Annotated in this window: 22 protein-coding genes; 9 read left to right on the top strand and 13 right to left on the bottom strand. The window is 66.9% G+C overall.

All coding sequences use genetic code 11. The annotated features are described in order from the left end of the window. The first annotated feature begins 275 nt into the window (after positions 1-275). Positions 276-992, top strand: coding sequence for an NADPH-dependent FMN reductase (locus AC5RTY_RS15475; protein ID WP_494026255.1), 717 nt, complete (start codon positions 276-278; stop codon positions 990-992). A 209-nt stretch (positions 993-1,201) separates the two neighbouring features. Here AC5RTY_RS15475 and AC5RTY_RS15470 read toward each other — a convergent pair whose 3' ends face one another. From AC5RTY_RS15470 to AC5RTY_RS15460, 3 genes are all read right to left on the bottom strand, one after another. Next, complete coding sequence (locus AC5RTY_RS15470) at positions 1,202-2,449, bottom strand: hypothetical protein (RefSeq protein ID WP_494139882.1); 1,248 nt, start codon at positions 2,447-2,449, stop codon at positions 1,202-1,204. A gap of 99 nt (positions 2,450-2,548) precedes the next feature. Next, positions 2,549-3,019: a DUF4383 domain-containing protein gene (locus tag AC5RTY_RS15465; protein ID WP_494139881.1), complete on the bottom strand. Its 471-nt coding sequence runs from the start codon at positions 3,017-3,019 to the stop codon at positions 2,549-2,551. 193 nt (positions 3,020-3,212) lie between these two features. Further along, positions 3,213-3,608, bottom strand: coding sequence for an SRPBCC family protein (locus tag AC5RTY_RS15460; RefSeq protein ID WP_494001710.1), 396 nt, complete (start codon positions 3,606-3,608; stop codon positions 3,213-3,215). 170 nt (positions 3,609-3,778) lie between these two features. Here AC5RTY_RS15460 and AC5RTY_RS15455 point away from each other — a divergent pair, with 170 nt between their 5' ends. Next, the gene (locus AC5RTY_RS15455; RefSeq protein WP_494001709.1) at positions 3,779-4,837 is read left to right on the top strand and encodes an App1 family protein phosphatidate phosphatase; all 1,059 of its coding nucleotides are present in this window, start codon (positions 3,779-3,781) and stop codon (positions 4,835-4,837) included. Between the two features lie 146 nt (positions 4,838-4,983). Here the strand turns inward: AC5RTY_RS15455 and AC5RTY_RS15450 are convergent, their stop codons facing one another. Next, positions 4,984-5,481, bottom strand: coding sequence for a CarD family transcriptional regulator (locus AC5RTY_RS15450; RefSeq protein WP_494014631.1), 498 nt, complete (start codon positions 5,479-5,481; stop codon positions 4,984-4,986). 80 nt (positions 5,482-5,561) lie between these two features. Between AC5RTY_RS15450 and AC5RTY_RS15445 the strand changes: the two genes are divergently transcribed. After that, positions 5,562-6,233 (top strand): TetR family transcriptional regulator, encoded by a 672-nt coding sequence (locus tag AC5RTY_RS15445; protein WP_493979572.1) that lies wholly within the window; start codon positions 5,562-5,564, stop codon positions 6,231-6,233. 2 nt (positions 6,234-6,235) lie between these two features. After that, positions 6,236-6,643 carry a YchJ family protein gene (locus AC5RTY_RS15440; RefSeq protein WP_494139880.1) on the top strand — a complete coding sequence of 136 codons (408 nt, stop codon included), beginning with the start codon at positions 6,236-6,238 and terminating at the stop codon, positions 6,641-6,643. A gap of 108 nt (positions 6,644-6,751) precedes the next feature. Here the strand turns inward: AC5RTY_RS15440 and AC5RTY_RS15435 are convergent, their stop codons facing one another. The 3 genes from AC5RTY_RS15435 to AC5RTY_RS15425 are packed head-to-tail and all read right to left on the bottom strand — an operon-like array spanning position 6,752 to position 7,830. Next, on the bottom strand, positions 6,752-7,096 hold the full coding sequence (locus AC5RTY_RS15435) for a DUF202 domain-containing protein (RefSeq protein ID WP_494139879.1): 345 nt from the start codon (positions 7,094-7,096) through the stop codon (positions 6,752-6,754). Next, entirely contained in the window at positions 7,096-7,494 is a 399-nt protein-coding gene (locus tag AC5RTY_RS15430) for a YidH family protein (protein ID WP_494001704.1), read from the bottom strand. The genes AC5RTY_RS15435 and AC5RTY_RS15430 overlap by 1 nt, the downstream gene beginning before the upstream one ends. A gap of 60 nt (positions 7,495-7,554) precedes the next feature. Next, positions 7,555-7,830 carry a hypothetical protein gene (locus tag AC5RTY_RS15425; protein WP_494139878.1) on the bottom strand — a complete coding sequence of 92 codons (276 nt, stop codon included), beginning with the start codon at positions 7,828-7,830 and terminating at the stop codon, positions 7,555-7,557. 152 nt (positions 7,831-7,982) lie between these two features. On the opposite strand from AC5RTY_RS15425, the gene AC5RTY_RS15420 reads away from it, so the two are divergent. Continuing rightward, on the top strand, positions 7,983-8,459 hold the full coding sequence (locus AC5RTY_RS15420; RefSeq protein WP_494139877.1) for an acyl-CoA thioesterase: 477 nt from the start codon (positions 7,983-7,985) through the stop codon (positions 8,457-8,459). A gap of 30 nt (positions 8,460-8,489) precedes the next feature. On the opposite strand, the gene AC5RTY_RS15415 is transcribed toward AC5RTY_RS15420, so the two are convergent. Further along, positions 8,490-8,909, bottom strand: a complete 420-nt coding sequence (locus AC5RTY_RS15415; RefSeq protein WP_494001701.1) for a MarR family winged helix-turn-helix transcriptional regulator — start codon at positions 8,907-8,909, stop codon at positions 8,490-8,492. 214 nt (positions 8,910-9,123) lie between these two features. Here AC5RTY_RS15415 and AC5RTY_RS15410 point away from each other — a divergent pair, with 214 nt between their 5' ends. Then, positions 9,124-9,387 carry a helix-turn-helix domain-containing protein gene (locus AC5RTY_RS15410; RefSeq protein ID WP_494139876.1) on the top strand — a complete coding sequence of 88 codons (264 nt, stop codon included), beginning with the start codon at positions 9,124-9,126 and terminating at the stop codon, positions 9,385-9,387. Positions 9,388-9,980: 593 nt separating this feature from the next. Here the strand turns inward: AC5RTY_RS15410 and AC5RTY_RS15405 are convergent. Together AC5RTY_RS15405 and AC5RTY_RS15400 are read right to left on the bottom strand one after the other, a co-directional pair. Beyond that, positions 9,981-10,409 (bottom strand): DoxX family protein, encoded by a 429-nt coding sequence (locus AC5RTY_RS15405; RefSeq protein ID WP_494014623.1) that lies wholly within the window; start codon positions 10,407-10,409, stop codon positions 9,981-9,983. A gap of 256 nt (positions 10,410-10,665) precedes the next feature. After that, the gene (locus AC5RTY_RS15400; RefSeq protein WP_494139875.1) at positions 10,666-11,280 is read right to left on the bottom strand and encodes a GyrI-like domain-containing protein; all 615 of its coding nucleotides are present in this window, start codon (positions 11,278-11,280) and stop codon (positions 10,666-10,668) included. Between the two features lie 72 nt (positions 11,281-11,352). Here AC5RTY_RS15400 and AC5RTY_RS15395 point away from each other — a divergent pair, with 72 nt between their 5' ends. Both AC5RTY_RS15395 and AC5RTY_RS15390 read left to right on the top strand, forming a co-directional pair. Beyond that, complete coding sequence (locus AC5RTY_RS15395) at positions 11,353-12,102, top strand: M50 family metallopeptidase (protein WP_494001697.1); 750 nt, start codon at positions 11,353-11,355, stop codon at positions 12,100-12,102. Positions 12,103-12,310: 208 nt separating this feature from the next. Continuing rightward, positions 12,311-12,613, top strand: a complete 303-nt coding sequence (locus AC5RTY_RS15390; protein WP_493979582.1) for a DUF4193 domain-containing protein — start codon at positions 12,311-12,313, stop codon at positions 12,611-12,613. A 54-nt stretch (positions 12,614-12,667) separates the two neighbouring features. On the opposite strand, the gene AC5RTY_RS15385 is transcribed toward AC5RTY_RS15390, so the two are convergent. The 3 genes from AC5RTY_RS15385 to AC5RTY_RS15375 all read right to left on the bottom strand — a co-directional run bounded on the left by AC5RTY_RS15385 (position 12,668) and on the right by AC5RTY_RS15375 (position 14,826). Continuing rightward, the gene (locus tag AC5RTY_RS15385) at positions 12,668-13,318 is read right to left on the bottom strand and encodes an SDR family oxidoreductase (protein ID WP_494139874.1); all 651 of its coding nucleotides are present in this window, start codon (positions 13,316-13,318) and stop codon (positions 12,668-12,670) included. A gap of 219 nt (positions 13,319-13,537) precedes the next feature. Next, positions 13,538-14,359: a family 1 encapsulin nanocompartment shell protein gene (locus AC5RTY_RS15380; RefSeq protein ID WP_494139873.1), complete on the bottom strand. Its 822-nt coding sequence runs from the start codon at positions 14,357-14,359 to the stop codon at positions 13,538-13,540. Next, positions 14,356-14,826, bottom strand: a complete 471-nt coding sequence (locus AC5RTY_RS15375; RefSeq protein ID WP_494014618.1) for a ferritin family protein — start codon at positions 14,824-14,826, stop codon at positions 14,356-14,358. The genes AC5RTY_RS15380 and AC5RTY_RS15375 overlap by 4 nt, the downstream gene beginning before the upstream one ends. A 375-nt stretch (positions 14,827-15,201) precedes the next feature. Here AC5RTY_RS15375 and AC5RTY_RS15370 point away from each other — a divergent pair, with 375 nt between their 5' ends. Then, a complete protein-coding gene (locus AC5RTY_RS15370; RefSeq protein WP_494139872.1) occupies positions 15,202-15,585 on the top strand; it encodes a hypothetical protein in 384 nt (127 codons plus the stop codon). Positions 15,586-15,676 lie beyond the last annotated feature (91 nt).

Genomic DNA, 15,676 nt, shown 5'->3' with positions numbered 1-15,676 from the left:
CCCCCCCCCCCCCCCCCCCCCCCCCCCCCCCCCCCCCCCCCCCCCCGCCCGGAGGCCTGTCTCGCTCCCTATTAGGGGAGCCGGCTTCTCTGGGTACGCCCGTACCCTGGCTGCGGAACCCGAAAGAGCCCGCCTCTCCGCCGCAACGGCCCGGATTCAGGGCGATCCCAGTCGCCCCACCCATGCCCCGGACCGGGCAGCCCTGCCTTTGTTGACATGTCATTCTTCGGCCGGATAGGATAGTTGAAAGCTCAAGCAATCTATCGAAGGCTGCAATGTCCTGGTTTAAGAATCTTTTCAGCAAGTCCAGCGCCCGCCGGTCTGCCGCCAACCCTGCGGCCTCCGCTGCGGAACCCCGCACGGATGCCCCCGTCGCCCAGCCGGCCGAGGCCGCTCGCAGCGAGGCCGCCGCCGGCCTCCCCAAGATCGCCATCATCACCGGCAGCACGCGCCCCGGCCGGGTCAATGACTCCGTCGCCAACTGGGTCGCAGCCGAACTGGCCGCTCGGACGGACGCCACCTTTGAGGTCGTCGACATCGCCGACTTCAACCTGCCGCTGCTGGACGAGGCCTACCCGGCCGCCTACCAGAACTACCAGGCCGACCACACCAAGGCCTGGTCTGCCAAGATCAGCGAGTTTGACGGCTACATCTTCGTGGCCAACGAATACAACCACACGGTCTCGTCCGCACTGGCCAACGCGTTGTCCTACCTGAACGTCGAGTTCAACAACAAGGCTGCCGGCATCGTTTCCTACGGCTCGATGGGCGGCGTCCGCGCTGCCGAACACCTGCGCAATATGCTGGCCGAGCTGCAGGTGGCTGTGGTCCGCAACCAGGTGATGTTCTCGCTGTTCACCGACTTCGAGAACTTCTCCGAGTTCAAGCCGACCGAGCAGAATGCCGGAACGCTGGCCCCGATGACCGACCAGCTTGTGCTGTGGGCACAAGGCTTCGCCACCATCCGCACTCCGCAGAACGCCGCCGCTTAAGACCCCAAGCCCGGCACGCCCGCCGCCTCCGTTCGGCGGGCTGTCCTGCCGCCGGTCTTCGGGCCGGCCAGCACCGCCCCCGCCGTTTCCCCATCCGGCGGGGGCGGTGCTGTTCTCTGCGGCCGCGGCACCGTTCCGTCGGCTGACCCGCCGAAGCAAATCGGTGCGGCACCGCTAAGTCGGCTCTACCCACCGAAGCAGTAGGTGGACTACCCGCGCTCGGCCGCAATGATGGTGGCCATGGAGATGATGAAACCGGGCGTGCAGGCCGAAGCCAGCACCACCAAAGCGATGCGTCCGCCCAGCAGTACCCTCCGCTGCAGCAGTTCTTCCCGACGTCCCGGGCCCGCAGGCCGCCCGGCGCGCCAGTCTGCGAAGAGCTTCACTCTGAGGGCCGCAAGTGCCCAGCCCACCACGACGGCGGCGACAATCCAGGCCGCGACCACCACGCTGGCGCCGCCCAGCGGGACCAGTAGGAGCAGCAGCGGAAGGTACCATTGCAGGTCCTTGGCCGTCCGCAGCAGCGGGAGGCGACGGGACAGCCAAGCCGTGGCCACCGCGACGAGCATGCCGTGGGCAATGGCCAGCGCGGAGAAGGCCGCGATCGAGAGCCAGCCAGGGCCCACCACCTCAAAGTCCCGGCTGTCCGGCTGCAACGGCCCAAGCACGGTACCGAGTACTAATAACAGCAACAGCCCGAAGGCCGCTCCGCCGGCCCGGCCGGCCGGCAGCCACCACCGCACCAAGCCGTAGAGGAGTGCCGTCCCGCAGCCGATGGCCACGCCGAAAAGGACGAAGCTCCCGGTCCCTTCCAGGCTAATCATTCCGATGGTCTGGTTGTTATCGGTCAGCCTTCCGTCGTCCTCCGGCGACGTCACCGCCAACAGGCGCATGATCAACCGCCCGCCGGCGCCCGCCATGCACAGCCCGGCCACCCCGCCGGCGACCAGCAGCACTGTCGCCCACCACAGCACCCTGCGCGCAACGTGCGCCAGGAGTGCACCGCCGCCGCTCGGCAGGGCGCGGCCGCGAAGCAGAAGCGCTCCGTCGTCGTTCCCGGGGGTGCCGCCCTCGGGCACCTGGGCGTCGACGTCCACGTGCGTGTCGCCTGCGAGAACGAGCCCCCCGTCGTCATTCCCGGGGTTGCCGCCGTCCAGCACGAGCCCCCTGTCGTCGTTCCCGGCGGTGCCGCCGTCCAGGACGAGCACACCGTCGTCGTCCACGGCTGTGCCGCCGTAGTGCACGAGGGCTCCCTCATCGTTCCCGTGGGTGCCGCGCTCGAGGACGAGGGCCCCGTCGTCGTTCCCGTGGGTGCCCCTGTCGAACACGAGCGCGCCGTCGTCCCGACGCAGGTACTCGTCACGGCCCGGCGGAGGCTGGAACCGCTCCCCGCCCCGAAAGGTCACCGCGGCCAGCCCGGCGGCTACCAGCACGCCGCACAGGATCATGAGTGTCACGGAGCCAGTATCCGACGGTCCCGGAAGCCAGCGAACCCCAGTCATGTCGACTGGGGTCCGCCGCAAACCGTCCGCCGGAAACCGGCGGGACGGCTTCGGTTAGCGTGTTTCGCGCGCCTCGTCCCGGTGGCGCACCATGTAGGCGATGGCCAGGGCCAGCATCACGGCGCCCAGGACGAAGTTGAGCCAGGTGGTGGCTGCATTGGTGGACAGGAAGTTGGCCGCTGATTCGCCGGGGCCGACGATCAGGCCGTACAGCCACATCGCCAGGTACAGGATGCCGGCTCCCATGAGGAAGTCCCGGGCACCGCTGGTGGTGCGGCTCATGATGTAGCCCACCACGCCTACCACCAGGTAGACGATGTTGAGCAGCATGGACACTTGGAACGCGTTGATCAGCATGGCGCCGGAGCCGCTGGCGAAAGCCATTTCTCCGTACTCCATGGTGATGCCGGGGATGAAGCCCAGCACACCGATCACCAAGAGAACAATTCCCGAAGTCATCGCGGCATTCCGCACAGTTCCGCGCGAGACGTGTGCGTGATGCGCATGCGGTGATGCGGTAGTCATTTCTCCTCCCAGACAATGAGTTCGAAACTTCGTCGAGTAACAACTCGGCTGTTGGTAGGGGCGCATCTGACGTCAGAACCAGCGCTTTCAGTTTACGTCTGCCTGGCCGCGGCGGCACGGAAAAATGACGACGGCGGTGGGCGGGCCGGTCCTGTCGGCGCGGTGCCCGGGTGGTCCGGAACAGGGGGCCGGTTTAGGCCTCGAGCAGCCTCTTGAGCGTGTGCAGGTCCCGGTCCACGGCGGCGGCATCGGCTTCGAACGCCGCCTCGTCCATGCCGTCACGGTGGTAGAGGGTGAACACCACCTCTGTCCCGTCGCCGTTGCCGAGCACACGCAGCGGGTTGTAGACAGCTTCGCCCGACGGCAAGGTCACGTAGTGGTCCAGCACGCCGAAGTCATTGCGCTCGGTAAACGTGACCCGCACCGGTCCACTGTCGGTCTCGGCGACCCAGGCGTCGTCGACCACTCCGATGGAGGAGCTGAGTCCGGCGGCCCACTGCGGCATGTTCTCGGGTTTGGCGGCGAACTCGTAGACCTCTCCAACGGGTCGGTTGATGGCGATGCTGATGTGCCGCGATGCAAACGTCATGTGGCCAGTCTTCAGGTTCGCTCCGACGCGGGCAAGACCCGCGGAGCGCCCGGCACCGCCGGGAGGATCCGCGGGCTCGCGATGCCGTCGGGAGGGTCCGTGATTGGCGCGCGGCGGCGCGCGTTGCCGCAGGTTCGAGCCGGTTAGCGTGTGCATGACAGACTTGGACCATGGCATCCCTTACCGGCAACGGCGACGATCTCCATGAGAAGGCAGCCCACATCGGCATGCGCCTTGAAGACCGCTGGCAGGCGGTCCGGGAACGGCGGGCACGGCAGCGAGGCGACGTGGCCACCGTCATGCCGTTTACCGGCTACGGCACCGACGGCTGGATCCGCGTGCTGGCCCGGGTCGTGATGGCGCGGCCCGGGGCCTTCGACAACGGCCGCATGCCCTCCAAGCTGGTGGCCGACGGCATCCGCGGCTGGCGGAATTTCATTAGCCCGCCGGTGGCCAACGCCCGGGTGACGATCCACGCCGACGGCATCGAGCACCAAGTGGTGGCCGACCGCGGCGGAGTGGTGGACGCCAAGGTTTCGGTGAGTCTGGCTCCGGGCTGGCACACCGTCACGCTGCGCTGCGAAGACTCTGAACCGGTGGAAGCCGCGGTCTACGTGGTGCCGCCGGACACCCGGTTCGGGGTGGTGTCCGACGTCGATGACACCGTCATGGTCACGGCGCTGCCCCGCCCGATGCTCGCGGCGTGGAACACGTTCGTGCTGGATGAACATGCGCGCAACGCCACGCCGGGCATGGCCGTGATGCTCGAGCGGGTCACGCGCGAGCATCCGGGCAGCCCCGTGTTGTACCTATCCACCGGTGCCTGGAACGTTGCGCAGACGTTGACGCGGTTCCTGTCCCGGAACATGTATCCGGACGGTGCGCTGCTGCTCACGGACTGGGGGCCGACGAAGGACCGCTGGTTCCGCAGCGGTCAGATGCACAAGGTGGACCAGCTGCGCCGGCTGGCCGAAGAATTCCCGAAGATCAAGTGGCTGCTGATCGGCGACGACGGCCAGCACGACGAAGCCATCTACGCCGGCTTTGCGCTGCGTTATCCCGACCACGTGGCGGCCATCGCCATCCGCCAGCTGTCGGTCAGCGAAGCGGTGCTGGCCGGCGGCCGTTCCCAGGACGGCCCGGTCGGACCCGCGCGCAGCATCCCGTGGATCTACGCCTCCGACGGGAAAGGCCTGGCGAATCAGCTTCAGCAGCTGGGAATCCTCTAACGCCGACGGCGGCCCGGCTGGGAATCCTTCAACGCCGACGGCGGCCACGGCTGGGAATCCTCTAACGACGACGGCGCCCCGCTCCTGATGGAGCGGGGCGCCGTCAAGCGGCAGTGCCCGGACGTCGTTCCTGCGGGCGCGGCCTGTTAAACGGTGGCCTCCAGCGGGCCGAAAACGGCTTCGATCATGGCCCGCGCCGTTTCATTGTCAGTCTTTTCGGCCAGCGCAAGCTCCGAGGACAGGATCCGCATGGCCTGTTCGAGCTGGTGCTTTTCACCGGCCGAGGAGCCGCGTTCGATTGCCCGCAGCGAGAGGTCGCGGACCACTTCGCTGACCCGGTAAATGTCGCCGCTGTTGATCTTTTCCTGGTTGGCCTTGAACCGGCGCGACCAGTTCTCCTGATCCTCCGGCACCTTCGCCTTCAGGATCGCAAAAACTTCCTTAACACCTTTTTTGCTGATGGCCTTGCGTACGCCGACCGTTTCCGCGTTGCCCAGCGGCAGTTCGATCAGCAGGCCGTCGTGGTGCGCGCGGAACTGTACGAACTTGGTCTGGCAGTCCTTGAACGGACGGGTCCGGAGATCGGTCACGGTAACAGCGCCGTGCGGGGGATAGACGAGGGTGTCGCCAACTTTAATGTTCATTGATGCCCTTTCATGCCATTATGGCAGATACTGCCACATTGGCAGCGAATACTCAAATATGGGGTATCTTGGAAGCTGCTATGCCACAGAAAACGCCGACCAGCGGCGCTTCCAGAACCGATGTGCCCGGCCCGACCACGGCTGAGCTCCCTGTCGCTGCACCCGGATTAAGGGAGCGGCGGCGGCGCCAGACCCGGACGGAAATCAGCGAGGCCGCACTGCATCTGTTCCAGGAACACGGCGTGGACGCCACCACCGTGGACGGCATTGCCCACGCCGCCGGGATCTCCCAGCGCACGTTTTTCCGGTACTTCACCAGCAAGGAAGAAGCCGCGCTGCCGGCACACCAGGATTTTGACGCCGCACTCGAGGCCGGGCTGCTCACCATCGATCCGGCCGGCAACCCGCGCGAAGAGCTTGAGCGCGTCTACCAAGAGGTGATGCAGGGGTATGCGGACAACGACGCTCCGGCAGCCCGCCGCATGTTGCTCGTCAACCAGCTCATCCGCAAGGAGCCCCTGCTTAAAGCCGCCATGCTCAAGCACAATGCCACCCGGACAACCGGGCTGGTGGACGCCCTGATGGACCGGTTCGGCCGCGACGGGGTGAGCGACCTGCAGATCAGGCTGGCGTTCGAGACCTGTGCGGCGGTGGTCCGGGTCGCGTTCGAGGTGTGGGTGGCCCGGCGCGAAGCCGGCCGGAATGACAACCTGCCGGACATTTACGCGGCTGCGCTGCAGTTGTCCCACTGACCATGCGAAACACAAAAACCCCGGCCCTTACGACGACGACGCCGTGCCCGTGCCCGAGCGGCCGGGCCTACGGCGAGTGCTGTGGGCCGTTCCACCGCGGCGAGGCTGATGCGCCGACGGCGGAAGCGCTGATGCGGTCGCGCTACACGGCGTTCGTCGCCGGGGATGCCGCGTATCTGCTGCGCACGTGGCATTCGGAAACGCGGCCCGCGCAGCTCGAGCTGGACCCCGCGCTGCACTGGACCGGGCTGGAAATCCTCAAGACCGTGCGCGGCGGCGTAACCGACCGCGTGGGCACCGTGGAGTTCCGCGCCGGCTACCGCGAGTGCGGCCTGGACCGCACGCAGCAGGAGAAGAGCACTTTCGTGCGCGAGGACGGCCGCTGGGTCTACCGCGACGCCATAGCCTGAGCGCACCCGGCCGAGATGGGCGGCGGCGGTGCACCGCCCCGGGCGTCCGTCAGTCGCCCGTGCGCCCGGCATCAAGCCGCGCGAGCACGGGGGCGCCGTCGTCGTTGTTCAGTCCAGGGCCAGGACGGCGTAGATCCCGAGCGCGCCGAGCACCACCACGCTGCCGGCAACCCAGGCGGCAGCGGCGGCGTCGGCATGGATCCTCTCGTCGGCCACGCCGGAGACCGCACGGCGGTACCGGAGTTTCTGGGTGATGTAGATGCCGAACGCCGTGCACAGCGCCACGGCGACCAGCATCCCGGTGAACCAGCCGTATTCCGGCATCCAGCGCAGGAACATGGCTGTCGCCACGATCATGGCCAGGGTGGTCCGGCTCCAGGCCAGGGACGTGCGTTCGGGCTGCAGGCCGGCGTCGTGGTGTTCCGGCTCCGGCACGGCACGGGCGCGTCGCATCAGGACGGCCGCAGGACGACGAAGACCACCAGCAAGGCCGCCACCACACCGCCGCCTACCGCCAGGATCGGGGCTATCAGCGGCAGCGGCAGGGGAGTCTTGTGGCGCATGGCCCGCTCGACGTTGAGCCAGCGGAAGAACGAGCCGCCGCCGATCGCCATGGCCAGGACCAGGAGGATGATGGCGATGGTCTTGCGGATTTCCGGGACGAAGACGCCGCCGGTGAAGACCTCCACCGCGATGCCGCCGGCCAGGAGTGCCAGCGAGGTGCGGATCCACGCCAGGAAGGTGCGCTCGTTGGCCAGCGTGAACCGCGGGTCGGGCTCGGTGCCGCCGCGGAGCAGTTTGTCGGCGAGTTTGCCGCGTTCCGGGCTGGGCGAGGGCGAAGAAGTAGGCACGGCTTCATGGTAGCCAAGTCCGCGGTAGGCGCGGCGACGGCTTACGTCACATGCCAGCCATCAGGCCTCCGGCCGGTCCCGGTCGTCGTCGTTGTCCTGGTCCATGCGGGCCACGGTGAAGAAGCGGTTGCCCGCCCCCTTGCGTGAACTCGGCACCAGGAGTTTGGAGTATTTTTCGCACCACTGGGCGGTGCCGCGGGAATCCGCGGCAGCCGCAGCGATGGCGTCAATATCGTCGGACCACCCCAGAACGCGTTCCCCCTCGAGGCAGAACTGGATTAGTCCCAACTCGGTATCTACATGCAGTTCGACGTCCACCCAAACGTCGAATAGCACAGTGCTGCTGGCTGTATCTTCTGTTTTGTATGTGTTCATCACGAGACCTGTGTTGCGCGTCACACCCTGTGGCGCCCTCCCACTATAGGGTTCACCATGCGGAATGCCAAACGGTTTCCCCAGCGTGAACGGCCGGTAAAGTGAATCGGGCGATGACTCAGACACCTTCCGCCCAGCGCCTCACCTGCAACGTGCCGATGCGTTGGGGAGACATGGATGCCTACGGGCACATTAACAACGTGGAAATCCTGCGCATCCTGGAGGAGGCGCGCATCCACGCGTTTGGGCCTCCGGCCGGCACCGGCGGTCCCGGGCTCGAGGTGGACTTGCCGGTCTTCTCCGACCTGCCCGAATCCACCCAGGCTTTGGTGGCGGAGCACCGGGTGAAGTACGTCCGGCCGCTCAGTTACCGCAACATCCCGGCCCACGTGGAGGTCTGGATCAGTGCGATCAAGGGCGCCAGCCTGACCATCGCCTACCGGATCATGGACCCGGTCACCGCCGAGCAGTGCGTGCTGGCCGAAACCACGCTTGCGTTCTGCCACACGGATACAGGGCGGCTGCTGCGCCTGAATGAGCGCCAGCGGTCGATCCTGGCTCCCTACCTGGGAGAGTCCAACTTCCGCTGAGACGACGACGGCGATGGGCCGCCGTCGTGCCTAGCCCTCCCAGCCGAGGTTGCGGGCAATCCGCTCCAGCACGTCGAGGGTGGCCGTGTACTCTTCCTCGCTGATGCCGTCCGCCATGCGGGCGCGCGTGCGGTCGACCACCTCACCGAGGGAGGCCAGGCTGGCCCGCCCGGTGTCGGTCAGCGCGTAGTGGCCGTTCTCGGCGCTGACCCAGCCGCTTTCCATAAGTTCTTCGACCGGTTCCTGGGGCCCTTCGCCCTCTTCCTCCGGAATGAAAGGCCCCAGGGCTTCCGCGAGCTCGTCGGCGGTGGATGGCTTGTCCGCGAGCAGGTTCATCATCTGCCATTGCCGGCGGGTGATGCCGTGTTCCTCCATGGTCTCGATGAACTGCTCGTCGAGCAGCCGGTCAACGAGCTTCAGCCAATAACCGATAGGTCGTAGAGGTGCCATGCCGCCACCCTACAAGGGTCCGCGCGGCTGATCGACTGAAATTGCCGGACGCGCCGCTTAGTTGGCAAAGGCACCCCGAGGCCTGCGTGGCCGGTTCCTGACGGGCGCGCGGTTGGACCCGGCGCAGACGGGGACGCTTTCTGCCCTGAGCAGACCCTGCTGACGCCGACGGCGCCGCTTCCTACGATGGAAGCAGCCAGAAGGGAGTTCCGCCGTGCTCGAACTTCAGAAGCTTCAACGCGGTCCAAGTTCAGCGCCTCCGCCTTTGCTCCGCGACGTCTATGGGGCGGTGCTGCGCAGGGAGCGTCGTCGCCAGCGGCGCACCCTCGACGACGTCGCCAGCCGGGCCGGCGTGTCACTCCAGTACCTCTCGGAGATCGAACGCGGCCGTAAGGAGGCCTCCTCGGAGGATCCTCGCGGCAGTCTGTGCGTCGCTGGGGTCGGGACTGGCCGCCTTCCTGGCGGCAGTTCACCGTGAAATGGCGGCGGTCGAAGGAAGGGCTGTGCTGCATCTTCAGTCCATGCCATCGGCCTCCCGGTCCGTTGGCCGCGCGCGGCAGGAATGTGCAGATGCTGCCGACCTGCTTTCTGGAGTCCTCGCCGACAAGGACCTGGCCCCGCACGCCCCGGCGGACGCGTGCCGCCAACAGGGCACGGGCGTTCAAGGCGGGCCGCCGCCGCTTCTGATGGCCGCCTGACGTTATACGCCGCTGCACGCCCGGCGCGCGTCGCCGTGCACAGGGGCCACGCGGCCGGACGTGTTCCGACAACGAACCCGCCGCCCGCTGCTCGCCTCCGTGCACTGCGCCAGCGTCTGCGGCGGAACTGCGCCATCGGTCGCGCCGATTCTGCGCCACCACCGGTTGCGCTGGTTATGCGCCAACGGCTGCGGCCGGAGACAGGAAAAACGGGCAGGTGCAGCCTTTCGGTTGCGCCTGCCCGTTTCAGTTCGGGCGTCCGCTTGATCCGGGGTTGCCCGTTGCGGTTTCCGCCTGTTCCGGGGTGGCCCGCTGGGGTGTCCGCCCGTTTCCGGGGGTTGCCCGGCGAGGTCAGGCCGGGCCGCCTGAGAACTTAAGCCAGGGGGGCCAGCTTGGTCTTGCCGAAGACGGCGCGGTCCACCGAGATCCGGCCGGGGCCAACCAGTGCCAGCGCCAGCGCTGCGGCGCCGAGCAGCAGCACCAGTTCGTAGCCGCCGCCGTCCACGAAGACGCCGGCGGGAGCGTGAACGAGCACCAGGGCGCCGAGCATGTCCAGCGTCAACAGAGCCGCCACGAGCCGCGTCAGCAGGCCGAGGATCAGGGCGATGCCGCCGGCGAGCTCCAGACCGGCCACGATCGGCGCGGCGATATCGGCGGCCGGGACGCCCATCTGGCCGAAGGCGGCCTGGGTGCCGGCAATGGTCCATTCGTTGAACTTCTGCCAGCCGTGGGCGACGAAGAGGAAGCCCAGGACGACGCGAAGAACTGTGCGTGCAGTGGTGGTCAAAGCGGAGTTAGTCATGATGTTTTCACCGTTTCAATGGTCAGAGGATCGGCCGTCTGGAACGAGCGATAAGCATCAATAACTTGACGCTTCAATCAAATATTGACAGCAATTATGTTGAAGTGTCAACTTTCGGTCCCGTGTCTGACGGTGCGAGGCGGGCAGCAGCCCCAGCTGGCCGGACAGCACGGGCTGGCCGTCCCGAGCCCCAGCTGGCCGGACCGCACGGGCTGGCCGTCCCGAGCCCCCAGAGCATGCCGCCGCTGCCGAACGCTCAGGCGCGGCGGACCGGTTGGCGCAGGATTGTCCTGAGCTTGGCCGGTTCGGTCTTGCGCGGGTCGCCGAGATAGATCTCGTGGTGGTGCCCGTTCGGTTCCAGCTCCTTGGTCGGTAGGAACTCATCCCTCAGGCGGGCCAAGACCGGTCCTTCGTCGTCGTACGCACCCACGTGCATGACCTGGGCGCTTAGTCCCTCGTCCAGCCATCCGTGCCGGAGCGATCTCACCGCGGGAAGATCCTTTGTGGTGGCCGCCTGCCGCATCGCGTCTTCGATGTGTTCCGGCTGCAGCCAGTCGGGCTGGCGGATCATCATCGTCCACGACCACTCGTCCTTGGCCCGCCGGGTGAAGGCGGTCATGTCCTCCGCCCACCAGAGGCCTTCCAGCGGACCGACGACATAGTCGCGCCCTAGTTGCTTCTTGCTGGTGAACTTCAGCGTGTAGGACACTGCGTATAAGGCCTCGACCGCCTGCACGTACTCGTCTGCCGTGTTCGGATCGCCGTGGCCGTCCGCCTGCAGGAACTGCATGGGCGGTACGGTAACCAGCTGGAAATCCTGGCCCGGGGCGTACAGCTCCTTCTGGTCCTTCTTGAAATCCAGCTTGTCCATGGGGCTTTCCGGTGGTGGGCAGCGGGCAGTGTGGTCTAGTTATATCGCGTCGTCACGGATGAAACGAGGAACATGCTGCAGCAAATCGCCGCCGAATGGTGGACCAGGATCACCGCCGGCTTCACGCGCGGTGAACCACTCCAAGCCGGAGCGCTGGAGCTGGCGGTCATCCTGGCCGCGGCGCTGCTGTTGTCGGTGCCCCGAGCAAGCTGGCGGTATTTCGGGTTGTTCGTCACGGCGGTCCATGAACTTGGACATGCCTTCGCTGCGCTGGCCACGGGGCGGCTGGTGCGCGGAATCCATTTGCGGTTCGACCAGTCCGGCGCCATGATCAGCCGCGGGGCGGGCCGGGCATCAGCGGCCTGGACCGGGTTCTGGGGCTACCCGGTGCCCGCGCTGGTCGGGGCGGCGCTGGTGTGGGCCGCCTTCAGCGGTTGGTCCGGTGCCGCCCTGTCCGTCAGCGCGCTGCTGCTGCTGGCCACGCTCCTGTTCATCCGGAACCTCGAGGGCGTCGTCATCGCCGTGGGGTTGGCGGTAGGTGCTCAGCTGCTGGTGTGGTTCGCGCCGGTGGAGTGGCTAGGGCACCTGACGCTCGCCATCGGCGTCGGGCTCCTGGTGGGGGCCGTGCGGGACTGGCTGAATCTGCTGAGCGTGCACACCCGGCGCCGGCACCAGCTGGCCAATTCCGACGCCTTCATCATGGCGCGCCGGACCGGGGTCCCGGCCGCGCTCTGGCTGGCCGGGTTCGCGGTGGTCATCCTGCTTTGCTGGGCGGCTGCCGTGGCGACCGCGGCCGCTGTCGTCCCGCTGGCGATTCTGTAACGGATTCCCGGTCCCCTCGGCCTTCTGGAGTGGCCCTGCTCACAGCAATGTCATTCGCCTTGGGGTCCGAAGGGACCGCGTCGGTGCACGGGAATTATCGCCGTGTGTGAGGCGTTGTTGACCGATGTTGAAATCTGTGGAACAGCAGCTATGATGGGCGCTCGCAGATAGGTCAAAACAACGAGAACTTCAGGAGTTTTAAACCCGCATGGCAACCGATTACGACGCACCGCGCAACAAGGACGACGACAACAATAATGAGTCGCTCGAAGCCCTTCAGGCTCAGCGCTCCGGTGGTGCGAAGACCGCGCTGATCGACGTCGAAGACTCGGACACCGCCGAGGGCATCGATCTGCCCGGTGCCGACCTCTCCGGTGAAGAACTGGTGGTTCAGGTTGTTCCTCCCCGTGAGGACGAATTCACCTGTGGCTCCTGCTTCCTCGTCCGTCACCGCAGCCAAGTAGCCCGCGAAAAGAACGGCGAGAAGTACTGCCGCGACTGCGAAGGCTAAATCCCCAATCTTCCGAACCCCGCGCTGGGACCAGCGCGGGGTTCTGTGGTTAAATCACACGCTTCGGACGGCCTCGCGGATCGGCGTGCCGCCGTTGATGAACTCGATCACCTTGCCTGCAGTGGCAGGAACGGCCAGCACTTCGGCCGCCACCATAGCAACGTCTTCGCGGCTCACTTCACCGCCAGGAGTACCCGGTCCGGCTTGGATCTTCCCGGTTGCGGGCTGCAGCGTCAACGAGCTCGGCCCCAGGATTGTCCAGTCCAGTGATGTGGACTTCAAGTAGTCGTCCGCGGCGGCCTTGGCATCGGCGTAGGGGAAGAACGCGTTGTCCTCCGGCACGCCGTGGTTCTTGCCGGCGCCCAGATAAGACACCATGATGTAGCGCTGCACCCCGGCCGCCACGGCTGCGTCCATCGACCGGATGGCCGCGTCCCGGTCCACTGCATAGGTCCGGGCTGGATTGCCTCCGCCAGCGCCGGCCGACCAGACGACGGCGTCGTGGCCGCGCAGCTGGTGTGCCAGGTCGTCGGTGGTCGTCTTCTCGACGTCGGCGATAACCGGCACCGAACCGGTTTCCCGGACATCGGCGACGTGGTCCGGATTGCGGATGATGGAGCTGACTTCGTGGCCCTGCGCGGTGAGGATGCGGGACAGGTGCAGCGCGACCTTGCCGTGGCCTCCGAAAATGGCAATGCGTGACATAAGGTTCCTTTCGGTGTCGTCCATCCCAATCTAGGCACGGAGTCAGGTGGCGGCCAATGGCCGGCGTCCTTGACGGTGACGGCGCCCGGCCGTCGCCCGGCCCCACCTGTGCCTGGTTCGTCGGCTGCTCGTCGCCGCGCTGGGTCCGCGTTGACGCCCGCCCGGTGGGCTGGTCCGCTGGTTAGGCCGCCGCGAGCCCGGCCCTCCGATTCCGCCGTCTTAGCCGTCGCTTCCGGTGAGATGGATACCGGCTTCCGGCGTGGCCACCCGGAAACTGAAGGACTGCTCGATGTACAGGTAGACGAACTCTTCATCATGCCGGTCGTAGCCCACCGAGAGGTCCTGGCCCGATTCGAACAGGAAATCCCCGCCGCGCAGGCTCATCACGATGGCCCCGCGGACTCCCGGCGCCCAGACAATCGGACCGCCCAGCAACTTGCGCAGGTGCTCGGACAGCAGATACCCGCCCCGCTCGGTCGCCTCCACCACGGCGGTGTAGTGTCCGGGGCCGAGTGCCAGGCCGAACGGACCTCCAATGCCGGCCTGGAGCAGCGCCGAGACGGCCTTGGCAACACGCTTGGGGTAGTCATTGAAGTCAGTCACGCGGGGCACCGGCGAATGCGGGGTCGCGCTCGTGACCCCCTCAATGCCGACCTGCCGCCAGCCATGGAATACGGCCGCGTTCTCCGCAATGGCAATCTGCATCGCTGCCTCGGCCAGGTCCGTGAGGTCCACATCGGCCGCACCCCGGTCATGGTCAAGCAGTTCCAGCCGGGAAACCTTGAACGGTGCGCGCATCTCCACGAGGGGCAGCACCCCGCGCCGTCGCGTCGCCACGCCGTCGGCCAGCGCCGGACCCGTGATGCTTTCGGTGCGGCCCAGGTTTGTCGCCGAGTACTCCCAACCGAATGGACCAGCGAAATCCACCATTTTGCGGGCCCCGAGGGCAACGGTGAGCCGCTCCTTGGCCTCCCGGTCCAGCAGCGCCCAACCACCGTCGGAGATGGGGGCGTGCTCGCGCAGCAGGTGATCCATGGTCATGAGAAGTCCTCCTTGAGGCTGCCGATTCCCAGGGACGAATCAGAACCGGCCCGCCACCGGCGAGGATCCGTACGACGCGCCGCGCCCGACGGAGAGCGGCCCACCGGCCCGGGTGCAGGGACTGCAGTTTCGTCGGTGCCCGCAGCCGTGCCGGCAGCCGTTGCTGCCTCGGCCGCCCCGCCGTTGGCCACAATGTCGCCGTCCTGAAAGAGGGTGCCCCGGGCGATCTGGCGCCATTTCGGTTTCCTGCGCAGGAGAAACTCCAGGTCCATGCTGAAATGTTTAAACTCCTCCGCCAGGGAATCCTCCATGATGGCGACCGATTCCGGGTCCTTCTCCAGCGACATCCGTTGCGCGTACCAGCCGATGGCCTCGGCCTCCTCTGTCAGGTTGGCGCACATACGCGCAAAGGTCCGCGTCTCGGCGGAGAGCTCTGCGGCGGGTTCGTGGTACTGGTCAAAGCCCATCTGGATTCCTCCATGAGGTTGTGCCTCTTTGCCAGCGTAGCCACGGCCCCGCTGGCTGACTACCTCTGACGGTTCCGGGAGTGCGCTCCGGCGAGGGCGCTACGCCCGGGCGTAGCCACCGCCCCGCCGAGTTGAGGAGTGCATGTCCATCTTTAACGAACGGCCATCTTCCGGGCGCTGTAATTGCCGGATCGCCTGTGGGCCACAGCCGGTGAAATCCGGCATTTCATTCTCCGCGACGCCTCGGGGCGTGGCCGCCGCCGCCGGGGGTCTCCTGCTCATCGCCGCCGACGAGTCCACGGCGGACCGTTAGGAACGGCCTGACGCCGCCGACGCGTTATCGGGAACGCTACCGCGGCATAGTAATGTTGCAGGGTGATTCGCCGATACTCCGCCTTGCTCATGCTGCCACTCGTCGCCCTGCTTGCCAGCGGCTGCGCTCAGGTTGAACAGGCCGCCTCCGACGCCGTCGACCAAGCCGCCAATTCCGCTTCCGAGGCCGTGGGTCAAGCCGCGTCCAACTTGGCCAACGCAGCGGTCGGGGAAGCAGTCAAGCAGGTGTGTGCCCCGATTCAGGACGGCAGTATCGGTCCAAAGGAGAAGGAGATGCTCGGGGGTCTGGTTTCTGCCGCCGACGCAGCCGGCGTTCCCGCGGAGATCACCGGGCCGATGTCGCAGATCGCCGAGTCCGGCGACCAGATTCCGGCCGACGCCCTGGCCTCCATGCAGCAAGCCTGCGACAACAACGGCGCTGGGTAGTTAGGCAACCAACTGACCACTCCCAAACCGCTCTTGCGCGGAATGGGAAAGCCTGTGGGGCGCCAGGGCAGCCGGGGGACCGGCGGGAACG

This window comes from Arthrobacter sp. Y3224055, from assembly GCF_059090825.1.
The sequence above is the reverse complement of the archived record's forward strand: the minus strand, read 5'-3'. Positions and strand labels throughout refer to the sequence as shown.

Excerpts from the sequence above, each read along its gene's own strand:
- AC5RTY_RS15455 (WP_494001709.1), top strand. The coding sequence starts at position 3,779 with ATGGCATCCCTTACCGGCAACGGCGACGATCTCCATGAGAAGGCAGCC.
- AC5RTY_RS15390 (WP_493979582.1), top strand. The coding sequence starts at position 12,311 with ATGGCAACCGATTACGACGCACCGCGCAACAAGGACGACGACAACAAT.
- AC5RTY_RS15460 (WP_494001710.1), bottom strand. The coding sequence starts at position 3,608 with ATGACGTTTGCATCGCGGCACATCAGCATCGCCATCAACCGACCCGTT.
- AC5RTY_RS15415 (WP_494001701.1), bottom strand. The coding sequence starts at position 8,909 with ATGGCACCTCTACGACCTATCGGTTATTGGCTGAAGCTCGTTGACCGG.
- AC5RTY_RS15475 (WP_494026255.1), top strand. The coding sequence starts at position 276 with ATGTCCTGGTTTAAGAATCTTTTCAGCAAGTCCAGCGCCCGCCGGTCT.
- AC5RTY_RS15435 (WP_494139879.1), bottom strand. The coding sequence starts at position 7,096 with ATGCGACGCGCCCGTGCCGTGCCGGAGCCGGAACACCACGACGCCGGC.
- AC5RTY_RS15385 (WP_494139874.1), bottom strand. The coding sequence starts at position 13,318 with ATGTCACGCATTGCCATTTTCGGAGGCCACGGCAAGGTCGCGCTGCAC.
- AC5RTY_RS15465 (WP_494139881.1), bottom strand. The coding sequence starts at position 3,019 with ATGACTACCGCATCACCGCATGCGCATCACGCACACGTCTCGCGCGGA.
- AC5RTY_RS15375 (WP_494014618.1), bottom strand. The coding sequence starts at position 14,826 with ATGGGCTTTGACCAGTACCACGAACCCGCCGCAGAGCTCTCCGCCGAG.
- AC5RTY_RS15395 (WP_494001697.1), top strand. The coding sequence starts at position 11,353 with ATGCTGCAGCAAATCGCCGCCGAATGGTGGACCAGGATCACCGCCGGC.
- AC5RTY_RS15405 (WP_494014623.1), bottom strand. The coding sequence starts at position 10,409 with ATGACTAACTCCGCTTTGACCACCACTGCACGCACAGTTCTTCGCGTC.
- AC5RTY_RS15445 (WP_493979572.1), top strand. The coding sequence starts at position 5,562 with ATGCCACAGAAAACGCCGACCAGCGGCGCTTCCAGAACCGATGTGCCC.
- AC5RTY_RS15420 (WP_494139877.1), top strand. The coding sequence starts at position 7,983 with ATGACTCAGACACCTTCCGCCCAGCGCCTCACCTGCAACGTGCCGATG.
- AC5RTY_RS15440 (WP_494139880.1), top strand. The coding sequence starts at position 6,236 with ATGCGAAACACAAAAACCCCGGCCCTTACGACGACGACGCCGTGCCCG.
- AC5RTY_RS15450 (WP_494014631.1), bottom strand. The coding sequence starts at position 5,481 with ATGAACATTAAAGTTGGCGACACCCTCGTCTATCCCCCGCACGGCGCT.
- AC5RTY_RS15400 (WP_494139875.1), bottom strand. The coding sequence starts at position 11,280 with ATGGACAAGCTGGATTTCAAGAAGGACCAGAAGGAGCTGTACGCCCCG.
- AC5RTY_RS15380 (WP_494139873.1), bottom strand. The coding sequence starts at position 14,359 with ATGACCATGGATCACCTGCTGCGCGAGCACGCCCCCATCTCCGACGGT.